This is a genomic window from Citrobacter sp. Cpo074 (assembly GCF_030332745.1).
Lineage (GTDB): Bacteria > Pseudomonadota > Gammaproteobacteria > Enterobacterales > Enterobacteriaceae > Citrobacter > Citrobacter portucalensis.
In genome coordinates this window covers 47,565-65,005 of sequence record NZ_JAOWHG010000026.1, presented here as the reverse complement: position 1 = coordinate 65,005, position 17,441 = coordinate 47,565, and the positions used below count along the sequence as shown (strand labels likewise).

Here is a 17,441-nt window from a genome sequence, read left to right as displayed (position 1 = left end):
TGTTTTTTTTATCTTCTTATACTCTCAGCATAAAAACAGTATCTTTAAGACGCCAAAACTCTAAAAACCAGCATAAAATGCCAAGCATAGCGATAAACAAAGGGAGGACGGGGGATATACAGCCTTTCTGACAGTGAGACAGATCACACTTCACTCTCCATTCTCCTTGCGTTAAATCAATGTAAAAAAGCCTTAAATTTCAACGTATTCATAAAGTTAATCGCCCTATAGCACATTTTTGCATAAATAAGATTGCCATTTGACCTGTGTGTGGATTCCCGATAACGTGGAAATCCGCTGGAAGCTTTCTGGATGGGCAGTCTGCTCATCATATTTATGCAGTAATTGAGATTCCCTCTGAAGCAAGTCCTCAAACTTGTTTGACCTATGCGAAAAGGATAAAGAGGGCGAATGCGAGGTAAGCGTATGACACGCAAACCCCGTCGCCATGCTCTTGGTGTGCCCGTGCGCAACGGTCCAGATGGGAATCCCGCAGAGCCTGGGGAGGTTCACTGATATGTTGTACGATAAATCCCTTGAGAGGGATAACTGTGGTTTCGGCCTGATCGCCCACATAGAAGGCGAACCTAGCCACAAGGTAGTGCGTACCGCCATACACGCACTGGCCCGCATGCAGCACCGTGGCGCAATTCTAGCCGATGGTAAAACCGGCGATGGTTGCGGTTTGCTGTTACAAAAACCTGACCGCTTTTTCCGCATCGTGGCGCAAGAGCGCGGCTGGCGTTTAGCTAAAAACTATGCCGTCGGCATGATCTTTTTAAATAAAGACGCTGAACTGGCTGCGGCTTCTCGTCGCATTGTCGAAGAAGAATTACAGCAGGAGACCCTGTCGATTGTCGGCTGGCGCGACGTGCCGACCAACGAAGGTGTTCTCGGTGAAATCGCCCTCTCCTCCCTGCCTCGTATCGAGCAAATTTTTGTCAACGCCCCTGCGGGCTGGCGTCCGCGTGATATGGAGCGCCGCCTGTTCATCGCGCGCCGTCGCATCGAAAAACGCCTCCAGGACGATAAAGACTTCTACGTCTGTAGCTTGTCGAACCTGGTCAATATCTATAAAGGCCTGTGTATGCCGGCGGATCTGCCGCGCTTTTACCTGGACCTGGCGGATCTGCGTCTGGAATCGGCCATCTGCCTGTTCCACCAGCGCTTCTCCACCAATACCGTACCGCGCTGGCCGCTGGCGCAACCGTTCCGCTACCTGGCGCATAACGGTGAAATCAACACCATCACCGGCAACCGCCAGTGGGCACGCGCACGTACCTATAAATTCCAGACGCCACTGATCCCAGACCTGCACGACGCCGCACCGTTCGTTAACGAAACCGGCTCCGACTCCAGCTCAATGGATAACATGCTGGAACTGCTGCTGGCTGGCGGGATGGACATTATCCGTGCCATGCGTTTACTGGTGCCGCCGGCCTGGCAGAACAACCCGGATATGGACCCGGAGCTGCGCGCGTTCTTTGACTTTAACTCTATGCACATGGAGCCGTGGGATGGCCCGGCGGGCATTGTTATGTCCGACGGCCGTTTTGCCGCCTGTAACCTTGACCGTAACGGCCTGCGTCCGGCACGCTACGTCATCACCAAAGACAAGCTGATTACCTGTGCCTCTGAAGTTGGGATCTGGGATTATCAGCCGGATGAAGTCGTCGAGAAAGGTCGCGTCGGCCCTGGCGAGCTGATGGTTATCGATACCCGCAGCGGGCGCATTCTGCACTCCGCCGAAACCGATGACGATCTGAAAAGCCGCCATCCGTACAAAGAGTGGATGGAGAAGAACGTCCGCCGTCTGGTGCCGTTCGAAGACCTCGCTGACGATCAGGTCGGCAGCCGCGAACTGGACGATGACACGCTCGCCAGCTATCAGAAACAGTTTAACTACAGCGCCGAAGAGCTGGATTCCGTGATCCGCGTGCTCGGTGAAAACGGTCAGGAAGCGGTCGGCTCAATGGGTGATGATACCCCGTTTGCGGTGCTCTCAAGCCAGCCACGCATCATTTATGACTACTTCCGCCAGCAGTTCGCGCAGGTGACTAACCCGCCGATCGACCCGCTGCGTGAAGCGCACGTTATGTCGCTGGCCACCAGCATCGGTCGTGAGATGAACGTCTTCTGCGAAGCCGAAGGTCAGGCACACCGCCTGAGCTTTAAATCGCCGATCCTGCTGTACTCCGATTTTACCCAGCTCACCACCATGAAAGAGGAGCATTACCGCGCCGACCGCCTGGATATCACCTTCGACGTGACCGAAACCACGCTCGAAGAGACCGTCAAAGCATTGTGCGATAAGGCGGAACAGATGGTGCGTAACGGTACTGTGCTGCTGGTGCTCTCTGACCGTAACATCGCGAAAAACCGCCTGCCGGTTCCTGCACCGATGGCCGTAGGCGCAGTGCAAACGCGTCTGGTAGAACAAAGTCTGCGTTGCGACGCCAACATCATCGTTGAAACCGCCAGTGCCCGCGACCCGCACCATTTTGCTGTCCTGCTTGGCTTTGGCGCGACGGCCATTTATCCGTATCTCGCGTATGAAACGCTGGGACGACTGATCGACACTCAGGCGATTGCCAAAGATTACCGGACCGTGATGCTGAACTACCGTAACGGCATCAACAAAGGTCTGTACAAAATCATGTCCAAAATGGGCATCTCGACCATTGCCTCTTACCGCTGCTCGAAGCTGTTTGAAGCCGTTGGTCTGCACGATGATGTCGTGGCGCTGTGCTTCCAGGGCGTGGTCAGCCGCATCAGCGGCGCAGGGTTTAGCGACTTCCAGCAGGATCTGCTGAACCTCTCCAAACATGCATGGCTGGCACGTAAACCTATCAGCCAGGGCGGCTTGCTCAAATACGTCCACGGCGGCGAATACCATGCCTACAACCCGGACGTGGTGCGCACGCTGCAACAGGCGGTACAAAGCGGCGAGTACAGCGACTATCAGGAATATGCCAAGCTGGTCAATGAGCGTCCGGCGGCCACGCTGCGCGATCTGCTGGCGATAACGCCTGGCGATGAAGCCGTAAGCATTAGCGAAGTAGAACCCGCGACCGAACTGTTTAAACGCTTTGATACCGCAGCTATGTCCATCGGCGCATTAAGCCCCGAAGCACACGAAGCGCTGGCCGAAGCCATGAACAGCATCGGCGGCAACTCGAACTCCGGTGAAGGCGGTGAAGACCCGGCGCGCTATGGCACCAATAAAGTGTCGCGCATTAAGCAGGTTGCTTCCGGTCGCTTTGGCGTAACCCCGGCGTATCTGGTCAACGCCGATGTCATCCAGATTAAAGTCGCTCAGGGCGCGAAACCTGGCGAAGGCGGTCAGTTACCGGGTGATAAAGTCACCCCGTACATCGCCAAACTGCGCTATTCGGTACCGGGCGTGACGCTGATCTCCCCGCCGCCGCACCACGATATTTACTCTATCGAAGACTTAGCGCAGCTGATTTTCGACCTCAAACAGGTCAACCCGAAAGCGATGATCTCCGTGAAGCTGGTTTCCGAACCAGGCGTTGGCACCATCGCCACAGGCGTGGCGAAAGCCTATGCGGACCTGATCACCATTGCTGGCTACGATGGCGGTACCGGCGCAAGCCCGCTCTCCTCGGTGAAATATGCGGGCTGCCCGTGGGAACTCGGTCTGGTGGAAACCCAGCAGGCGCTGGTCGCTAACGGTCTGCGTCACAAGATTCGCCTGCAGGTTGATGGCGGTCTGAAAACCGGTGTCGATATCATTAAAGCGGCGATTCTGGGTGCGGAAAGCTTCGGCTTCGGTACCGGTCCAATGGTGGCGCTGGGCTGTAAATACCTGCGTATTTGCCACCTGAACAACTGCGCAACCGGCGTGGCGACTCAGGATGACAAACTGCGTAAGAATCACTATCACGGCCTGCCGTTCAAAGTGACTAACTACTTTGAATTTATCGCCCGCGAAGTCCGTGAGCTGATGGCGCAACTGGGTGTGAAGCGTCTGGTGGATCTGATTGGTCGTACCGACCTGCTCAAAGAGCTGGAAGGGTTTACCGCCAAGCAACAGAAACTGGAACTGTCTCGTCTGCTGGAAACCGCCGAACCGCATCCGGGTAAAGCGCTGCATTGCACCGAGAACAACCCGCCGTTTGATAACGGCGTGCTGAACGCTCAGTTGTTACAGCAAGCGAAACCGTTTGTCGACGAGCGCCAGAGCAAAACCTTCTGGTTCGATATCCGCAACACCGACCGTTCTGTTGGCGCGTCGCTGTCGGGCTATATCGCGCAAACGCATGGCGATCAGGGGCTGGCGTCTGACCCAATCAAAGCGCACTTCAGCGGTACCGCAGGCCAGAGCTTCGGCGTGTGGAACGCGGGCGGCGTGGAGTTGTATCTGACCGGTGATGCCAACGACTATGTCGGTAAAGGTATGGCGGGCGGTCTGCTGGCAGTGCGTCCTCCGGTTGGCTCTGCTTTCCGTAGCCATGAGGCGAGCATCATTGGTAACACCTGTCTGTATGGCGCCACCGGTGGCCGCCTGTTTGCCGCGGGTCGTGCGGGTGAGCGCTTTGCAGTACGTAACTCCGGCGCAATCACCGTGGTTGAAGGTATTGGCGACAACGGCTGCGAATATATGACCGGCGGCATCGTCTGTATTCTCGGAAAAACGGGCGTCAACTTCGGAGCGGGTATGACGGGCGGATTCGCCTACGTGCTCGACGAAGATGGTGAGTTCCGCAAACGCGTGAACCCGGAACTGGTAGAAGTGCTGAGCGTGGATTCGCTGGCTATCCACGAGGAACACCTGCGCGGTTTGATTACCGAGCACGTACAGCATACCGGCTCTTCACACGGCGAAGAGATCCTGGCTAACTGGCCAGCATTCTCGGCGAAATTCGCGCTGGTAAAACCAAAATCCAGTGATGTGAAAGCACTGTTGGGTCACCGTAGTCGTAGCGCAGCAGAGCTGCGTGTGCAGGCGCAGTAAGGGGTAGCAGCAATGAGTCAGAACGTATACCAATTTATCGACCTGCAGCGCGTTGATCCGCCTAAGAAGCCGCTGAAGATCCGTAAGATCGAGTTTATCGAGATCTACGAGCCGTTTTCCGAAGGCCAGGCCAAAGCACAGGCAGACCGCTGCCTGTCCTGCGGTAACCCGTACTGCGAGTGGAAGTGCCCGGTGCATAACTACATCCCGAACTGGCTGAAACTGGCGAACGAGGGGCGTATTTTTGAAGCGGCAGAACTGTCGCACCAGACCAACACTCTGCCGGAAGTCTGTGGCCGCGTGTGCCCGCAGGATCGTCTGTGTGAAGGATCCTGTACGCTGAACGATGAGTTCGGCGCGGTGACTATCGGTAACATCGAGCGCTATATCAACGATAAAGCATTCGAAATGGGCTGGCGCCCGGATATGACCGGCGTGCGTCAAACCGACAAGCGCGTGGCGATCATCGGTGCCGGTCCGGCAGGCCTGGCCTGTGCTGATGTGCTGACCCGCAACGGCGTGAAGGCGGTGGTATTTGACCGCCACCCGGAAATCGGCGGTCTGCTGACCTTCGGTATTCCAGCCTTCAAACTGGAAAAAGAGGTGATGACCCGCCGTCGTGAAATCTTCACCGGTATGGGCATTGAGTTCAAATTGAACGTGGAAGTGGGCCGCGATGTACAGCTTGACGATCTGCTGAAAGATTATGACGCCGTGTTCCTTGGCGTAGGTACCTATCAGTCGATGCGCGGTGGGCTGGAAAACGAAGACGCTTCCGGTGTGTTTGATGCCCTGCCGTTCCTGATCGCCAATACCAAACAGTTGATGGGCTTTGGCGAAAGCAGCGACGAGCCGTACATCAGCATGGAAGGCAAACGCGTCGTCGTTCTCGGCGGTGGCGATACCGCGATGGACTGCGTGCGCACCTCGGTTCGCCAGAACGCAGCACATGTCATCTGCGCTTATCGTCGTGACGAAGAGAACATGCCGGGTTCCAAACGCGAAGTGAAAAATGCGCGTGAAGAAGGCGTCGAATTCCAGTTCAACGTCCAGCCTTTAGGCGTGGAAGTGAACGCCAACGGTAAGGTATGCGGTGTGAAAATGGCGCGTACCGAAATGGGTGAACCGGATGCGAAGGGCCGTCGCCGTGCGGAGATCGTCGCCGGTTCCGAACACGTTGTTCCGGCAGATGCGGTGGTACTGGCGTTTGGCTTCCGTCCGCACAGTATGGAGTGGCTGGCAAAACACAGCGTCGAACTGGATTCTCAGGGCCGCATTATTGCTCCAGAGCGCAGCGACAACGCCTTCCAGACCAGCAACCCGAAAATCTTCGCCGGTGGCGACATCGTGCGCGGTTCGGATCTGGTAGTCACCGCGATTGCCGAAGGTCGTAAAGCGGCAGACGGTATCCTGAACTACCTGGAAGTGTAATACAGCCTCTTAAGGCATCTCATCTGCCCTGGTGGGTGAGATGCCAAATTCCTGCCGCAATACCGCCAAACCTGCCGATTAAGCCAGTCTGACAACACGTTTAGTAAACAGGGCAAATAACCTTAACCCCCCAAACAGATCAACATCATGAATAATAACCATGTAAAAATCAGACGAAAACGTTTGCTTTACGTTGAGAACTGTATATTATGCGGCGGATTTTTTGGGCAAAATTCATGGAGGCGTTGTGTCGCAAGACAACAATTATAGCCAGGGCCCCGTCCCTCTGGCGGCGCGAAAAGGCGTAGTTCCACTAACATTTGTCATGTTGGGACTCACATTCTTTTCCGCCAGTATGTGGACCGGTGGCACACTCGGTACCGGTCTTTCTTATAATGATTTCTTCCTGGCAGTTCTCTTCGGTAATCTTCTCCTCGGTATTTACACTGCATTTCTCGGTTTTATCGGCGCAAAAACAGGGCTCTCAACCCACCTTCTGGCGCGTTACTCATTTGGTGTGAAAGGTTCATGGCTTCCCTCTCTGCTTTTAGGCGGCACACAGGTAGGCTGGTTTGGCGTTGGTGTGGCCATGTTTGCTATCCCGGTTGGCAAAGCGACGGGAATTGACGTCAATATCCTGATTGCGGTTTCCGGTCTGTTGATGACCCTGACCATCTTTTTTGGCATCTCAGCGCTGACCGTTTTATCTATCATCGCCGTGCCTGCCATCGTCGTACTTGGCAGCTACTCCGTCTGGCTGGCAGTGAGCGATGTCGGCGGTTTGGAGCATTTAAAAGCGATAGTGCCGCAAACGCCGCTGGATTTCTCCACCGCACTGGCGCTGGTAGTCGGCTCGTTTGTCAGCGCAGGGACGTTAACCGCTGACTTCGTCCGTTTTGGCCGCAACGCCAAAGGCGCGGTGTTGATCGCCATGGTGGCGTTTTTCCTTGGCAACTCCTTGATGTTCATCTTCGGCGCTGCGGGCGCGGCTGCGGTTGGACAGGCGGATATCTCTGACGTGATGATTGCCCAGGGACTGCTGCTGCCCGCAATCATCGTTCTTGGTCTGAATATCTGGACCACCAACGATAATGCGCTGTACGCATCGGGCCTGGGATTTGCCAATATTACCGGCCTTTCCAGCCGTACGCTGTCGGTGGCTAACGGTATTATTGGCACACTGTGCGCGCTGTGGCTTTACAATAACTTTGTCGGCTGGCTGACATTTCTGTCGGCAGCGATTCCCCCGATTGGCGGGGTGATCATCGCCGACTATTTGCTGAACCATCGCCGCTATGCCGACTTCAGCAAAGCGCAATTTATTTCCGTAAACTGGATAGCGATCCTGTCCGTTGCACTGGGCATCGCCGCAGGTCACTATATTCCCGGCATCGTGCCCGTCAATGCCGTACTCGGCGGCGTATTCAGCTATATCCTGCTGAATCCACTTTTCAATCGCAGCCTTGCTAAATCCCCGGAGGTCAGCCATGCAGAATAATAACATCACCATTCATCAGGCGCGTTTACAGGGACGTGAAGGGTTATGGCAAATCACGATTGAAAACGGGCGCTTTAGCCGTATTGAGCCTCAAGACGCAGCGACGTTACCACAGGGTGAAGTGCTTGATGCTGAAGGCGGTCTGGCTATCCCACCGTTCGTTGAGCCACATATCCATCTGGACACTACGCAAACCGCGGGCGAGCCGAGCTGGAATCAGTCTGGTACGCTGTTTGAGGGCATTGAACGCTGGGCTGAACGTAAGGCAATGCTCACTCACGAAGACGTCAAAGCGCGCGCCATGCAGACCCTGAAGTGGCAGATGGCCAACGGCATCCAGTATGTCCGTACCCACGTTGACGTTTCCGACCCTACGTTGACGGCGCTAAAAGCCATGCTGGAGGTGAAGCAAGAAGTCGCTCCGTGGGTAGAGCTACAGATTGTCGCGTTCCCGCAAGAAGGCATTCTTTCTTATCCCAACGGTGAAGCGCTCCTGGAGGAAGCCGTGCGTCTGGGCGCTGACGTCATTGGCGCGATCCCGCACTTTGAATTCACGCGTGAATATGGCGTAGAGTCGCTGCATAAGATTTTCGCTCTGGCGCAAAAATACGACAAACTTATCGACGTGCACTGTGACGAAATCGATGATGAGCAATCCCGCTTTGTTGAAACCGTTGCGGCGCTGGCGCATCGCTACAATATGGACGAGCGCGTGACCGCCAGCCATACCACGGCGATGCATTCCTACAACGGCGCGTATGCTTCCCGTCTTTTCCGCCTGTTGAAAATGTCCGGCATTAACTTTGTCGCAAATCCACTGGTGAATATTCACCTGCAAGGGCGCTTTGACACTTATCCTAAGCGTCGTGGTGTTACGCGCGTCAAAGAGATGCTGGAAGCGGAGATCAACGTCTGCTTCGGTCATGATGACGTCTTCGATCCGTGGTATCCGCTGGGCACTGCGAATATGCTGCAGGTGCTGCATATGGGATTACACGTGTGCCAGCTGATGGGATACGGACAAATTAACGATGGGTTGAACCTGGTCACCACCCACAGCGCGAAAACCCTGCATCTGCAGGACTATGGTCTGAACGTGGGGAATTCTGCGAATCTGGTGATTTTGCCTGCAGAAAATGGGTTTGACGCGGTTCGTCGCCAGACGCCTGCCCGTTATTCCATTCGTCATGGTCGAGTCATTGCCGAGACGGTCCCAAGCCAAACCACACTGCATCTGACGCAGCCAGAAACGGTGACGTTTAAGCGCTAGGACGTTACATTCCATGTCGGATGGCGTAAGCTTTGCCATCCGACACAGTCTCTCATTCTCAAGCTTGTAATAAGCTGGCGCGGACTTTGATCACCACCTTTTTGATGTCCATCGGGGTCTGCACCACACAACCCGGTTTATGCGGCTCGCCCGGCATAAAAATCACAAATTTTCCCGGCTTCAGTACCATAGCCTGTTCATCGGCAATCTGGCTGCACAGCTGATAATCATCCTCGATGTGCATCTCTTCGCAGTGACGAGCAGAATCGGTCATCCCGAACAGAATCCGTTCTTCGCCGGACAACAGCATCTGAATATCAATGTACTGCTGATGCAGCTCCGCTTTCTTATGCTCTGGGCTCTGCGTTGTAAATTGCATGACATTCATAAAAATATTCTCGCCCTGCAACGTGTAGCGCCCAGGCGTCTTCTCCTGCGGATTCGCCGCAATGGCAAGCGTTAACGCCTGCTGCAAGACCGGATGTAATCCGGCAGAAGGCAGTGAATTCAACGCATCTGATATCATCATCATTCTCCCTGGGCCAACAGCGCGGCCCCCAGTAATCCAGCGTCATGACGGTAATGCGCCGCCAGCAATTCCACGTGATAGGCCCAAGGCTCTTGTGCCAGATAATGTTCCACCAGCGCCAGATACCCTTCAGCCAGCCCAACGCTGCCGCCAATGACCACGCACTGACAATCAGTCGTGGCCTTCACATCGGCAACAAGCCTTGCCAAAGTACGCGCTGAGCGATGGATCAACCGGCTTGCCTGCTCATCCCCCTGCCCGGCACGGCTAAAAATAGTTTTGGCGTCGCATCCGGCAAGCGCGCCTTCGGCAGCAGCCGCTATTCCACGACCGGATGCGATCGCCTCAACGCAGCCCACACGCCCGCAGCCGCACATGGGTCCATGAGGATCGGCCAGCGTATGTCCCAGATGCCCAGCCAGACCGCCGACTCCGGTCAGCAGTTTCCCACCGCTGACGACTCCCCCGCCCACGCCTGTAGAGACGGTAATAAACACCAGATCGCGGTACTCACCACCAAGCGCATGGTACTCAGCCCACGCCGCTGCCTGTGCGTCATTGACGGCCAGCGTCGGCAGGCCGGTGATTTGTTCCAGCGTTTGTGTCAGCGGAAAATGCATCAACCCACCGAGGTTATGCGGATTCAGCGCCAGTAAAGCCCCCTCACGGATAATCCCCGTCGAGGCGATCGCCACCCGATTAGCACGCCCCTGTAGCGGTGCAACCAGTGTTTGTAACGCGGCGCGCAGCGCTTGCGGCGTTTTACTGGCAGGCGTCGGCAGTTCACGCCGCTCGCGGACTTGCAGATTGTTGTCTACCAGCGCGGCAGCCAATTTGGTGCCGCCAATATCAATCGCCAGTGTGGTCATGACGCCGCCTCATGCATCGTAGTGGCGCTCTGTAGCTCGAAGAACGACATATTCCTTCCCTTACGGCTATTGCCCGGTTCAGCACCGGGCAACTGGATTAACTTTTGGATTTCACCATGGTGCTTTTGTCACCGCCGAACGGCACGGCACCGCTAAACGGTCGACCATCAATGGCATCATGCGTACGCAACGCTTCAGGACGCAGCCAGCGCTGTACACGGGACGGCATATCAAGACCAATCAGCAGGATCACTACAAATGTCAGGCCGAAAGAGAGCGATCCCAGCGCGGTACCCAGATCCAGACGTTGGGCAATCAGTGCGCCGATGATCGGTGCCAAAGCCCCGCCCAGTGCGCCCACGTTATAGGTGAAGCCCAATCCCGCCGCACGCTGATCGGTATCGAAATAGCCGCCAATCAGTTTTGGTAAGATCCCGGAGATCCCCTGGCCGAGCATTTGTTGGAAAAACAGCAGCAAACCCAGTACCCAGACGTTTGAACCGCCTATCGCAAACACCGGAATAATCAGCAACTGCGAGGCCAACAGACTGCAGACATAAGCTTTACGCGTGCCCAGCCAGTCACCAAGAAAACCGCCGACGCAACAACCGACCGCCGCACCAAAGCCGCTAAAGAAGAGCACTCTGGCCACCGTGGAAGGATCGTACAGCAGTTCGGTTTTCAGATAGGTTGGCAACAGCGCCTGAATCGGCCACGAGTACAGGAAGGCGAATAGCACGACCACCATCAGCATCACGCCCGTCGGCCAGCGTTTCCCGCTGCTTTGCACCATAAAGCTAATGAAGATAAACGCGCATATCAGTCCAAGAACCGCCACGATAGCCGCATTTTGCAGGTTGCCAGCAAAGCAGAACCACAGCGCAGTTGCTGCGGCGAGCGTCATCAGAATATTAATTACCCGATGCTCGCCCCGGTAGAGAATGTCCACCATCGTGCGTACCGGCGCTTTGCCTTCGTGTTTCTCTTTCCAGTCTTCCGCTTCCGGAATATTTTTACGCAGCCAGAGGGCGAAGATAATTGGCAGGATGCCGATGAAGAACAGCGCGCGCCATCCCCAGACCGGGACCACCAGACTGTAGACCTGGGCGGCGATCACGGCACCAACGGAAAAGCCGGAAATCAGGAAACCACTGGCTTTGTTTCGCAGGTGTTTAGGCCAACTTTCAATAACATAGGTTGCGCTGGAGCCATACTCACCGGCCATTCCCATACCGATAACCAGGCGGGCGATAAACATGGTGGTGTAGCCCGGCGCGAAACCGCAGGCCAGCGTTCCCACAGAGAACAGAATGATGCTGGTGACCATTGCCAGGCGGCGTCCGTAGCGGTCGCCCATTGCCCCCAGCATTAACCCGCCAAACCAACGGGAGATAAAGGCGGCCGAGATCAGGCTGGCAGCCTGCACCGTCGTCAGTCCGAATTCGCCCTGCACTTCTGTCAGCACCAGAGCGATTAACACAAAATCGAAACCATCAAGCAAATATCCCAGCCAAGCGGCGGAAAATGCCCGCCATTGTGCCCGATTGAGATGGCGATACCACGGGATGCTTTGGGTAGAAGTACTCATTTTACTCTCCCGACGATTTTTGTTGTTGTGCCGGGTGGTGGCTTTGCCTTACCCGGCCTACGGTCGAAAATCCAGGCCGGGCAAGCGAAACGCCCCCGGCGACCCGTGATTACGCCTTTTCCGCCAGCAGTTGGTTTGCCAGCGCTTTCAGTTCCGGCAGATAGTGTTCATCTACCGGGGCAAAGGGTTTACGGCACAGTGGGACAGAAACCACATCCATATAGTGCAGTACCGTTTTCAGGCCGCGGAACACGCCAACCTTAATGAGCAGATCGATAACCTTATTGCACTCAGTTTGCAGCTTTTGCGCCGTGCGGATGTCACCTTCTTTGAGCGCTTTCACAATTCCCTGATAGCGCCACCCCATGATGTTGTAAGTGCTACCGATACCGCCATCTGCGCCCGCAAGCAGTCCGGAAGCGAAGATCTCGTCATAGCCGTTATAAAGCACCAGATCGGGATGAGCGCGGCGGATCTGTTCCATCTGATAGAGATCGCCTGAAGTTTGCTTCAGTGCGCCAACGCCTGGCAGCGTTACCAGCGTGTTGATCTGATCCAGCGTCAGTTTTACGCCGCTCAGCGCCGGAATGTTATAGACCACCATCGGTAAACCATCAGCGGAATCAATAATTGCGCGGTAGTGATCGCAATGTTCTTCAAAGCTGAACGGATAGTAAAACGGTGTAACGGCCGAAACGGCATCAAAGCCGTAACGATGCGCGGCGCTCGCCAGCTGCTGGCTCTCTTCAGTACTCACCGTGCCAACATGGGCGATCAGCGTCACCTTGCCTTTCGCCTCTTCGGCAACAATTTCCAGTACCTGCTCTCTTTCAACGCGGTTTTGGACAAAGGCCTCACCCGTTGAGCCACCGACATAGAGCCCGTCTACACCCTGACCAATGTTGAAACGCACCAGGCGGCGCAAACTCTCGATGTCCAGTCTCTGTTGGTTATCGAATGGGGTTAACAACGCTGGCATTACGCCTTTTAAATCTCTTGCCATAACGACCTCTGACGATGATTAGTGTTATCTAACTGCATACCTTTATACCTGTTATACCAGATCAAATAAGCAGCAATACAATACAGAACGCTTATAGTGCGATCTACTTCACTAAACACTTCATCCTTCGAGCCGCCTCTGCGTTAGCTGCGTTCGCTCACCCCTGTCACATAGTTATCTATGCTCCAGGGAACTCGCTCTCTTGCCGCCTTGATGCAACTTGAATGATTTTGTGTTTAAACGATCGTCGGGATCGCGATCACTTACGCAACTTTTTACTTTTGCTGAAGGCATGCCAGGTCGCGGAAACGCTATTGAGGTGTTCTTGCAGTGCGCGGTCAGCTTCTTCAGGATCGCGCTGGCGAATTGCGTCGACAATCGCGATATGCTGCTGATAACTCACGTTGTTGTGCTCATACAACTCTTGATCGGCGACGGTCGGACGGGCGGCAATCAGCCAGTCTAACAGCGCAACATGGATAGCCATAAAGATAGGATTGCCCGGGATCTCAGCCAGTACACGGTGAAAATCAACGTCCGAGCGGATGAACAACGTATTGTCATCGAGCGACTGGCTGTTGATCTCCAGTGCTTTAGCCAGTCTGTCGATTTGCTCATCTGTCGCATGTTCGGCGGCGTATCGAACCAGGCTGGATTCAAAGAACAGTCGCAACTGCTCGAAGTGGGCAATGCCGCCGGGATGTGCGAGGAAATCTTTCGCCATGCCAGACAGCTCGCTGATGATGGTATCAGCAGAAGGACGCGAAACGCGGGCGCGCTCGCCGTTGTTGATTTGAACCAGACCTTTGCGTTTTAACGCGGCCAGCGCTTCTCGTACAGAAGGACGGCCCACGTTAAAGAAGGCCATCAGCTCCCGCTCAGACGGCAACTGTTCGCCCTCGCCAAATTCCCGACGACGAATCATCTGCTCCAGTTCTTCTTCAACCATTTCAGACAGTTTTTTACGCGCCAACGGGCGATTGCGTAAGCTACGGCCAATGGTGGATGGAGAGTCTTCAGCTTGCGAATCAAATGCGTTCATAGGGTCCATTCAGCTAAGTCGTGGTGACAAACAACAGCGGGTTTATCCTAACACAGGATCGAAAGCAGGGTGAAATGATGGACGATCTGATCCGGCTGGCCTATTGATAATATACGTAACAGCAATATTATTTTAAGCGAGTATCTTCTGCCTCATTTTAATTGAATGGAGTTAAATAGCTTCATGAAAATTATGAATATGAACGTGATAATTTATCATAACCTTCTATTTTATAACGATAAATAATTACATCATCGAATTAAAAATAAGATATTCACTCCATAAAAAATGCCCAGAAAAATATAACATCCGTTTTGACAACAGCGTTATTACCGGATTTATCTTCTTCTCTGGCATGGAGTGAAACAATGTTCGGCATCATTATCTCTGTCATCGTTTTATTAACGATGGGTTACCTGATCCTCAAAAACTACAAACCGCAGGTCGTGCTGGCCGCCGCCGGGATCTTCCTGATGATCTGCGGCGTCTGGCTGGGCTACGGCGCGTTGGTCGCTAACGACAAAAGCAGTGGCTATCTGCTGGTCGATATTTACAACGAAATTTTGCGTATGCTCTCCAACCGCGCGGCCGGACTGGGGTTATCAATCATGGCGGTGGGCGGTTATGCCCGTTATATGGACAGAATGGGGGCCAGCAGAGCGATGGTTAGCCTGTTAAGCCGCCCGCTCAAGCTAATCCGTTCACCCTATGTAGTGCTTGCCGCCACCTATGTGATTGGTCAGATCATGGCGCAATTCATTACCAGCGCATCCGGGTTAGGTATGTTGCTGATGGTGACGCTGTTCCCAACGCTGGTTAGCCTTGGCGTGAGCCGTTTATCCGCTGTTGCGGTCATTGCCACTTCGATGTCGATTGAATGGGGCATTCTGGAAACCAACTCTATTTTTGCCGCGCAGGTCGCGGGCATGAAAATCGCCACCTATTTCTTTCAATACCAGTTGCCCGTCGCGTCGTGTGTCATTGTCGCCGTCGCCATTGCGCATTTTTTCGTTCAGCGTCAATTTGATAAAAAAGCCGCACCGGAAAGTAACGGATTTGCGGAACAAAAGACGCTGGAAAACGTACCCCCGCTCTATTACGCCATTTTGCCGGTGATGCCGCTGATCCTGATGCTGGGCTCGCTTGCCCTTGCACAAATGGGGCTAATGAAAGCAGAGTTGAATCTGGTGGTGGTAATGTTGATGAGCATGACGCTGACTATGTTTGTTGAATTCCTGCATAAACATAATCTGCGCGAAACGATGGATGATGTGCAGGCTTTTTTTGACGGCATGGGGACACAGTTTGCCAACGTTGTCACCCTGGTGGTCGCCGGTGAAATCTTTGCGAAAGGGTTGACGACTATCGGGACTGTCGATGCCGTAATAAAAGGCGCAGAGCATTCCGGTCTTGGCGGTATCGGCGTGATGATCATCATGGCGGTGGTCATCGCCGCCTGCGCAATCGTCATGGGGTCAGGCAACGCGCCGTTTATGTCTTTTGCCAGCCTCATTCCGGATATTGCCGCCGGGCTGCATATTCCTGCGGTAGTAATGATTATGCCGATGCATTTTGCCACTACGCTTGCCCGCGCGGTGTCACCCATAACCGCTGTAATTGTCGTGACATCGGGTATTGCCGGCGTATCGCCCTTTGAAGTGGTAAAACGTACAGCAATCCCGATGGCAGTAGGATTTGTGGTGAATATGGTAGCCACCATCGCGCTGTTTTATTGATACCAAAGCCAGAAAACAGAACAGGCCCCAAAGGGCCTGTTTTTCATTTCACTACTTATTTCACTACGCGCAGCGCTGGACGCCCACCGCGAGGCGGTGGCGGAGTATCATCCGGATCGTTGTCGTCGCCATTATCAGGTTTATCGCCATCAATGACCGACATGACCGTTTCACTCTCAAAACCAGACGTGTCGTTGTCGTCATCATTTAAGCTGGCAACATCTTCGTCGTAGGCGGCTTCCGGTTCAAACATCGTACCGGCGCCATTTTCACGTGCATAAATTGCCAGAACGGCAGCCAACGGCACAGACACCTGACGCGGCACACCACCGAAGCGCGCGTTAAAGCGCACTTCATCGTTAGCCAGTTCCAGGTTGCCCACCGCACGCGGTGCAATATTCAGAACAATTTGCCCGTCACGCGCATATTCCATTGGAACCTGCACGTCCTGGAGCGTCACATCCACCACCAGATGCGGCGTGAGCTGGTTGTCCAGCAACCACTCATAGAACGCGCGCAGCAGATACGGACGGCGTGGTGTTAGCTGTGGCAAATCCATACAGGTTAACCCCGGCCCAGACGCATTTCACGTTCAGGCTCAGTCAGAGAAGCCAGGAAAGAGTCACGTTCGAAGACGCGAGTCATGTACCCTTTCAGTTCTTTCGAACCTGCACCGTTGAATTCAATACCCAGCTGCGGTAAACGCCACAGCAGCGGCGCCAGGTAGCAGTCTACCAGGCTGAACTCATCGCTCAGGAAGTAAGGTTTCTGGCCAAATACTGGCGCGATTGCCAGCAGTTCTTCGCGCAGACGCTTACGCGCGACTTCGGCTTCAGAAGCAGAACCGTTCACGATGACGTTCATCAGCGTGTACCAGTCTTTTTCAATACGCTGCATGTACAGGCGGCTTTCACCACGCGCAACCGGGTAAACCGGCATCAGCGGCGGATGCGGGAAGCGCTCATCCAGGTATTCCATAATGATGCGAGATTCCCACAGGGTCAGCTCACGATCCACCAGTGTCGGTACGCTCTGATTCGGGTTGAGGTCGATCAGATCCTGAGGTGGATTGTCCTTCTCCACATGCTCAATCTCGAAACTAACACCTTTCTCAGCCAGCACAATGCGGACCTGATGGCTATAGATGTCAGTAGGACCAGAAAACAGCGTCATTACCGAACGTTTGTTGGCAGCGACAGCCATGAAAACCTCCAGGTATATTCAGAATTTTTACTGCTACCAGCCACTCAGTGGCCAGCCAGAAGTGATGTCACCCAGACTCGGGAAAGTCATTACTGTTCAAAATACAAACAAAAAATGAACGATACCGGACATTTGGGCAGAAAATTGGATGATAGTTTACCAGATTTTGTGACCTTTGTGGTGAGTCGATTCTTGAAATGGGGAAAAAGAGGTGGCAATCAGCGGATTACCGTGGATCTGAGGCGAGAAATAACGATAAAAAAACCCGCCGAAGCGGGTTTTTTCGCAAATTGT

Annotated in this window: 12 protein-coding genes; 5 read left to right on the top strand and 7 right to left on the bottom strand. The window is 54.2% G+C overall.

The window, feature by feature from the left end:
- Positions 1-517 precede the first annotated feature (517 nt).
- The 4 genes from gltB (at position 518) to OGX83_RS03955 (ending at position 9,177) form a co-directional block, all read left to right on the top strand.
- A complete protein-coding gene (gene gltB / locus OGX83_RS03970; RefSeq protein WP_123969743.1) occupies positions 518-4,978 on the top strand; it encodes a glutamate synthase large subunit in 4,461 nt (1,486 codons plus the stop codon).
- Between the two features lie 12 nt (positions 4,979-4,990).
- Positions 4,991-6,409, top strand: a complete 1,419-nt coding sequence (locus OGX83_RS03965; RefSeq protein ID WP_008785940.1) for a glutamate synthase small subunit — start codon at positions 4,991-4,993, stop codon at positions 6,407-6,409.
- A 247-nt stretch (positions 6,410-6,656) separates the two neighbouring features.
- A complete protein-coding gene (gene codB, locus OGX83_RS03960; protein WP_032945130.1) occupies positions 6,657-7,907 on the top strand; it encodes a cytosine permease in 1,251 nt (416 codons plus the stop codon).
- Positions 7,897-9,177, top strand: a complete 1,281-nt coding sequence (locus OGX83_RS03955) for a cytosine deaminase (protein ID WP_286587408.1) — start codon at positions 7,897-7,899, stop codon at positions 9,175-9,177. The genes codB and OGX83_RS03955 overlap by 11 nt, the downstream gene beginning before the upstream one ends.
- A 58-nt stretch (positions 9,178-9,235) precedes the next feature.
- Here the strand turns inward: OGX83_RS03955 and nanQ are convergent, their stop codons facing one another.
- From nanQ to nanR, 5 genes are all read right to left on the bottom strand, one after another.
- Complete coding sequence (nanQ, locus tag OGX83_RS03950) at positions 9,236-9,703, bottom strand: N-acetylneuraminate anomerase (RefSeq protein WP_057067638.1); 468 nt, start codon at positions 9,701-9,703, stop codon at positions 9,236-9,238.
- A gap of 2 nt (positions 9,704-9,705) precedes the next feature.
- Positions 9,706-10,575 (bottom strand): N-acetylmannosamine kinase, encoded by an 870-nt coding sequence (gene nanK, locus OGX83_RS03945; protein WP_286587406.1) that lies wholly within the window; start codon positions 10,573-10,575, stop codon positions 9,706-9,708.
- Positions 10,576-10,672: 97 nt separating this feature from the next.
- A complete protein-coding gene (gene nanT / locus OGX83_RS03940) occupies positions 10,673-12,163 on the bottom strand; it encodes a sialic acid transporter NanT (RefSeq protein WP_048215451.1) in 1,491 nt (496 codons plus the stop codon).
- A 109-nt stretch (positions 12,164-12,272) separates the two neighbouring features.
- A complete protein-coding gene (gene nanA, locus OGX83_RS03935; protein ID WP_003828793.1) occupies positions 12,273-13,166 on the bottom strand; it encodes an N-acetylneuraminate lyase in 894 nt (297 codons plus the stop codon).
- 259 nt (positions 13,167-13,425) lie between these two features.
- Complete coding sequence (gene nanR / locus OGX83_RS03930; protein WP_008785946.1) at positions 13,426-14,217, bottom strand: transcriptional regulator NanR; 792 nt, start codon at positions 14,215-14,217, stop codon at positions 13,426-13,428.
- Between the two features lie 359 nt (positions 14,218-14,576).
- Here nanR and dcuC point away from each other — a divergent pair, with 359 nt between their 5' ends.
- Positions 14,577-15,944, top strand: coding sequence for an anaerobic C4-dicarboxylate transporter DcuC (gene dcuC / locus OGX83_RS03925; RefSeq protein WP_060683127.1), 1,368 nt, complete (start codon positions 14,577-14,579; stop codon positions 15,942-15,944).
- 55 nt (positions 15,945-15,999) lie between these two features.
- Here dcuC and sspB read toward each other — a convergent pair whose 3' ends face one another.
- Entirely contained in the window at positions 16,000-16,503 is a 504-nt protein-coding gene (sspB, locus tag OGX83_RS03920) for a ClpXP protease specificity-enhancing factor (RefSeq protein ID WP_032945142.1), read from the bottom strand.
- Positions 16,504-16,508: 5 nt separating this feature from the next.
- Positions 16,509-17,147: a stringent starvation protein SspA gene (gene sspA, locus OGX83_RS03915; RefSeq protein ID WP_003025132.1), complete on the bottom strand. Its 639-nt coding sequence runs from the start codon at positions 17,145-17,147 to the stop codon at positions 16,509-16,511.
- Positions 17,148-17,441: the final 294 nt, after the last annotated feature.

Excerpts from the sequence above, each read along its gene's own strand:
- OGX83_RS03955 (WP_286587408.1), top strand. The coding sequence starts at position 7,897 with ATGCAGAATAATAACATCACCATTCATCAGGCGCGTTTACAGGGACGT.
- OGX83_RS03965 (WP_008785940.1), top strand. The coding sequence starts at position 4,991 with ATGAGTCAGAACGTATACCAATTTATCGACCTGCAGCGCGTTGATCCG.
- nanA (WP_003828793.1), bottom strand. The coding sequence starts at position 13,166 with ATGGCAAGAGATTTAAAAGGCGTAATGCCAGCGTTGTTAACCCCATTC.
- gltB (WP_123969743.1), top strand. The coding sequence starts at position 518 with ATGTTGTACGATAAATCCCTTGAGAGGGATAACTGTGGTTTCGGCCTG.
- dcuC (WP_060683127.1), top strand. The coding sequence starts at position 14,577 with ATGTTCGGCATCATTATCTCTGTCATCGTTTTATTAACGATGGGTTAC.
- nanT (WP_048215451.1), bottom strand. The coding sequence starts at position 12,163 with ATGAGTACTTCTACCCAAAGCATCCCGTGGTATCGCCATCTCAATCGG.
- nanQ (WP_057067638.1), bottom strand. The coding sequence starts at position 9,703 with ATGATATCAGATGCGTTGAATTCACTGCCTTCTGCCGGATTACATCCG.
- sspA (WP_003025132.1), bottom strand. The coding sequence starts at position 17,147 with ATGGCTGTCGCTGCCAACAAACGTTCGGTAATGACGCTGTTTTCTGGT.
- nanR (WP_008785946.1), bottom strand. The coding sequence starts at position 14,217 with ATGGACCCTATGAACGCATTTGATTCGCAAGCTGAAGACTCTCCATCC.
- sspB (WP_032945142.1), bottom strand. The coding sequence starts at position 16,503 with ATGGATTTGCCACAGCTAACACCACGCCGTCCGTATCTGCTGCGCGCG.
- nanK (WP_286587406.1), bottom strand. The coding sequence starts at position 10,575 with ATGACCACACTGGCGATTGATATTGGCGGCACCAAATTGGCTGCCGCG.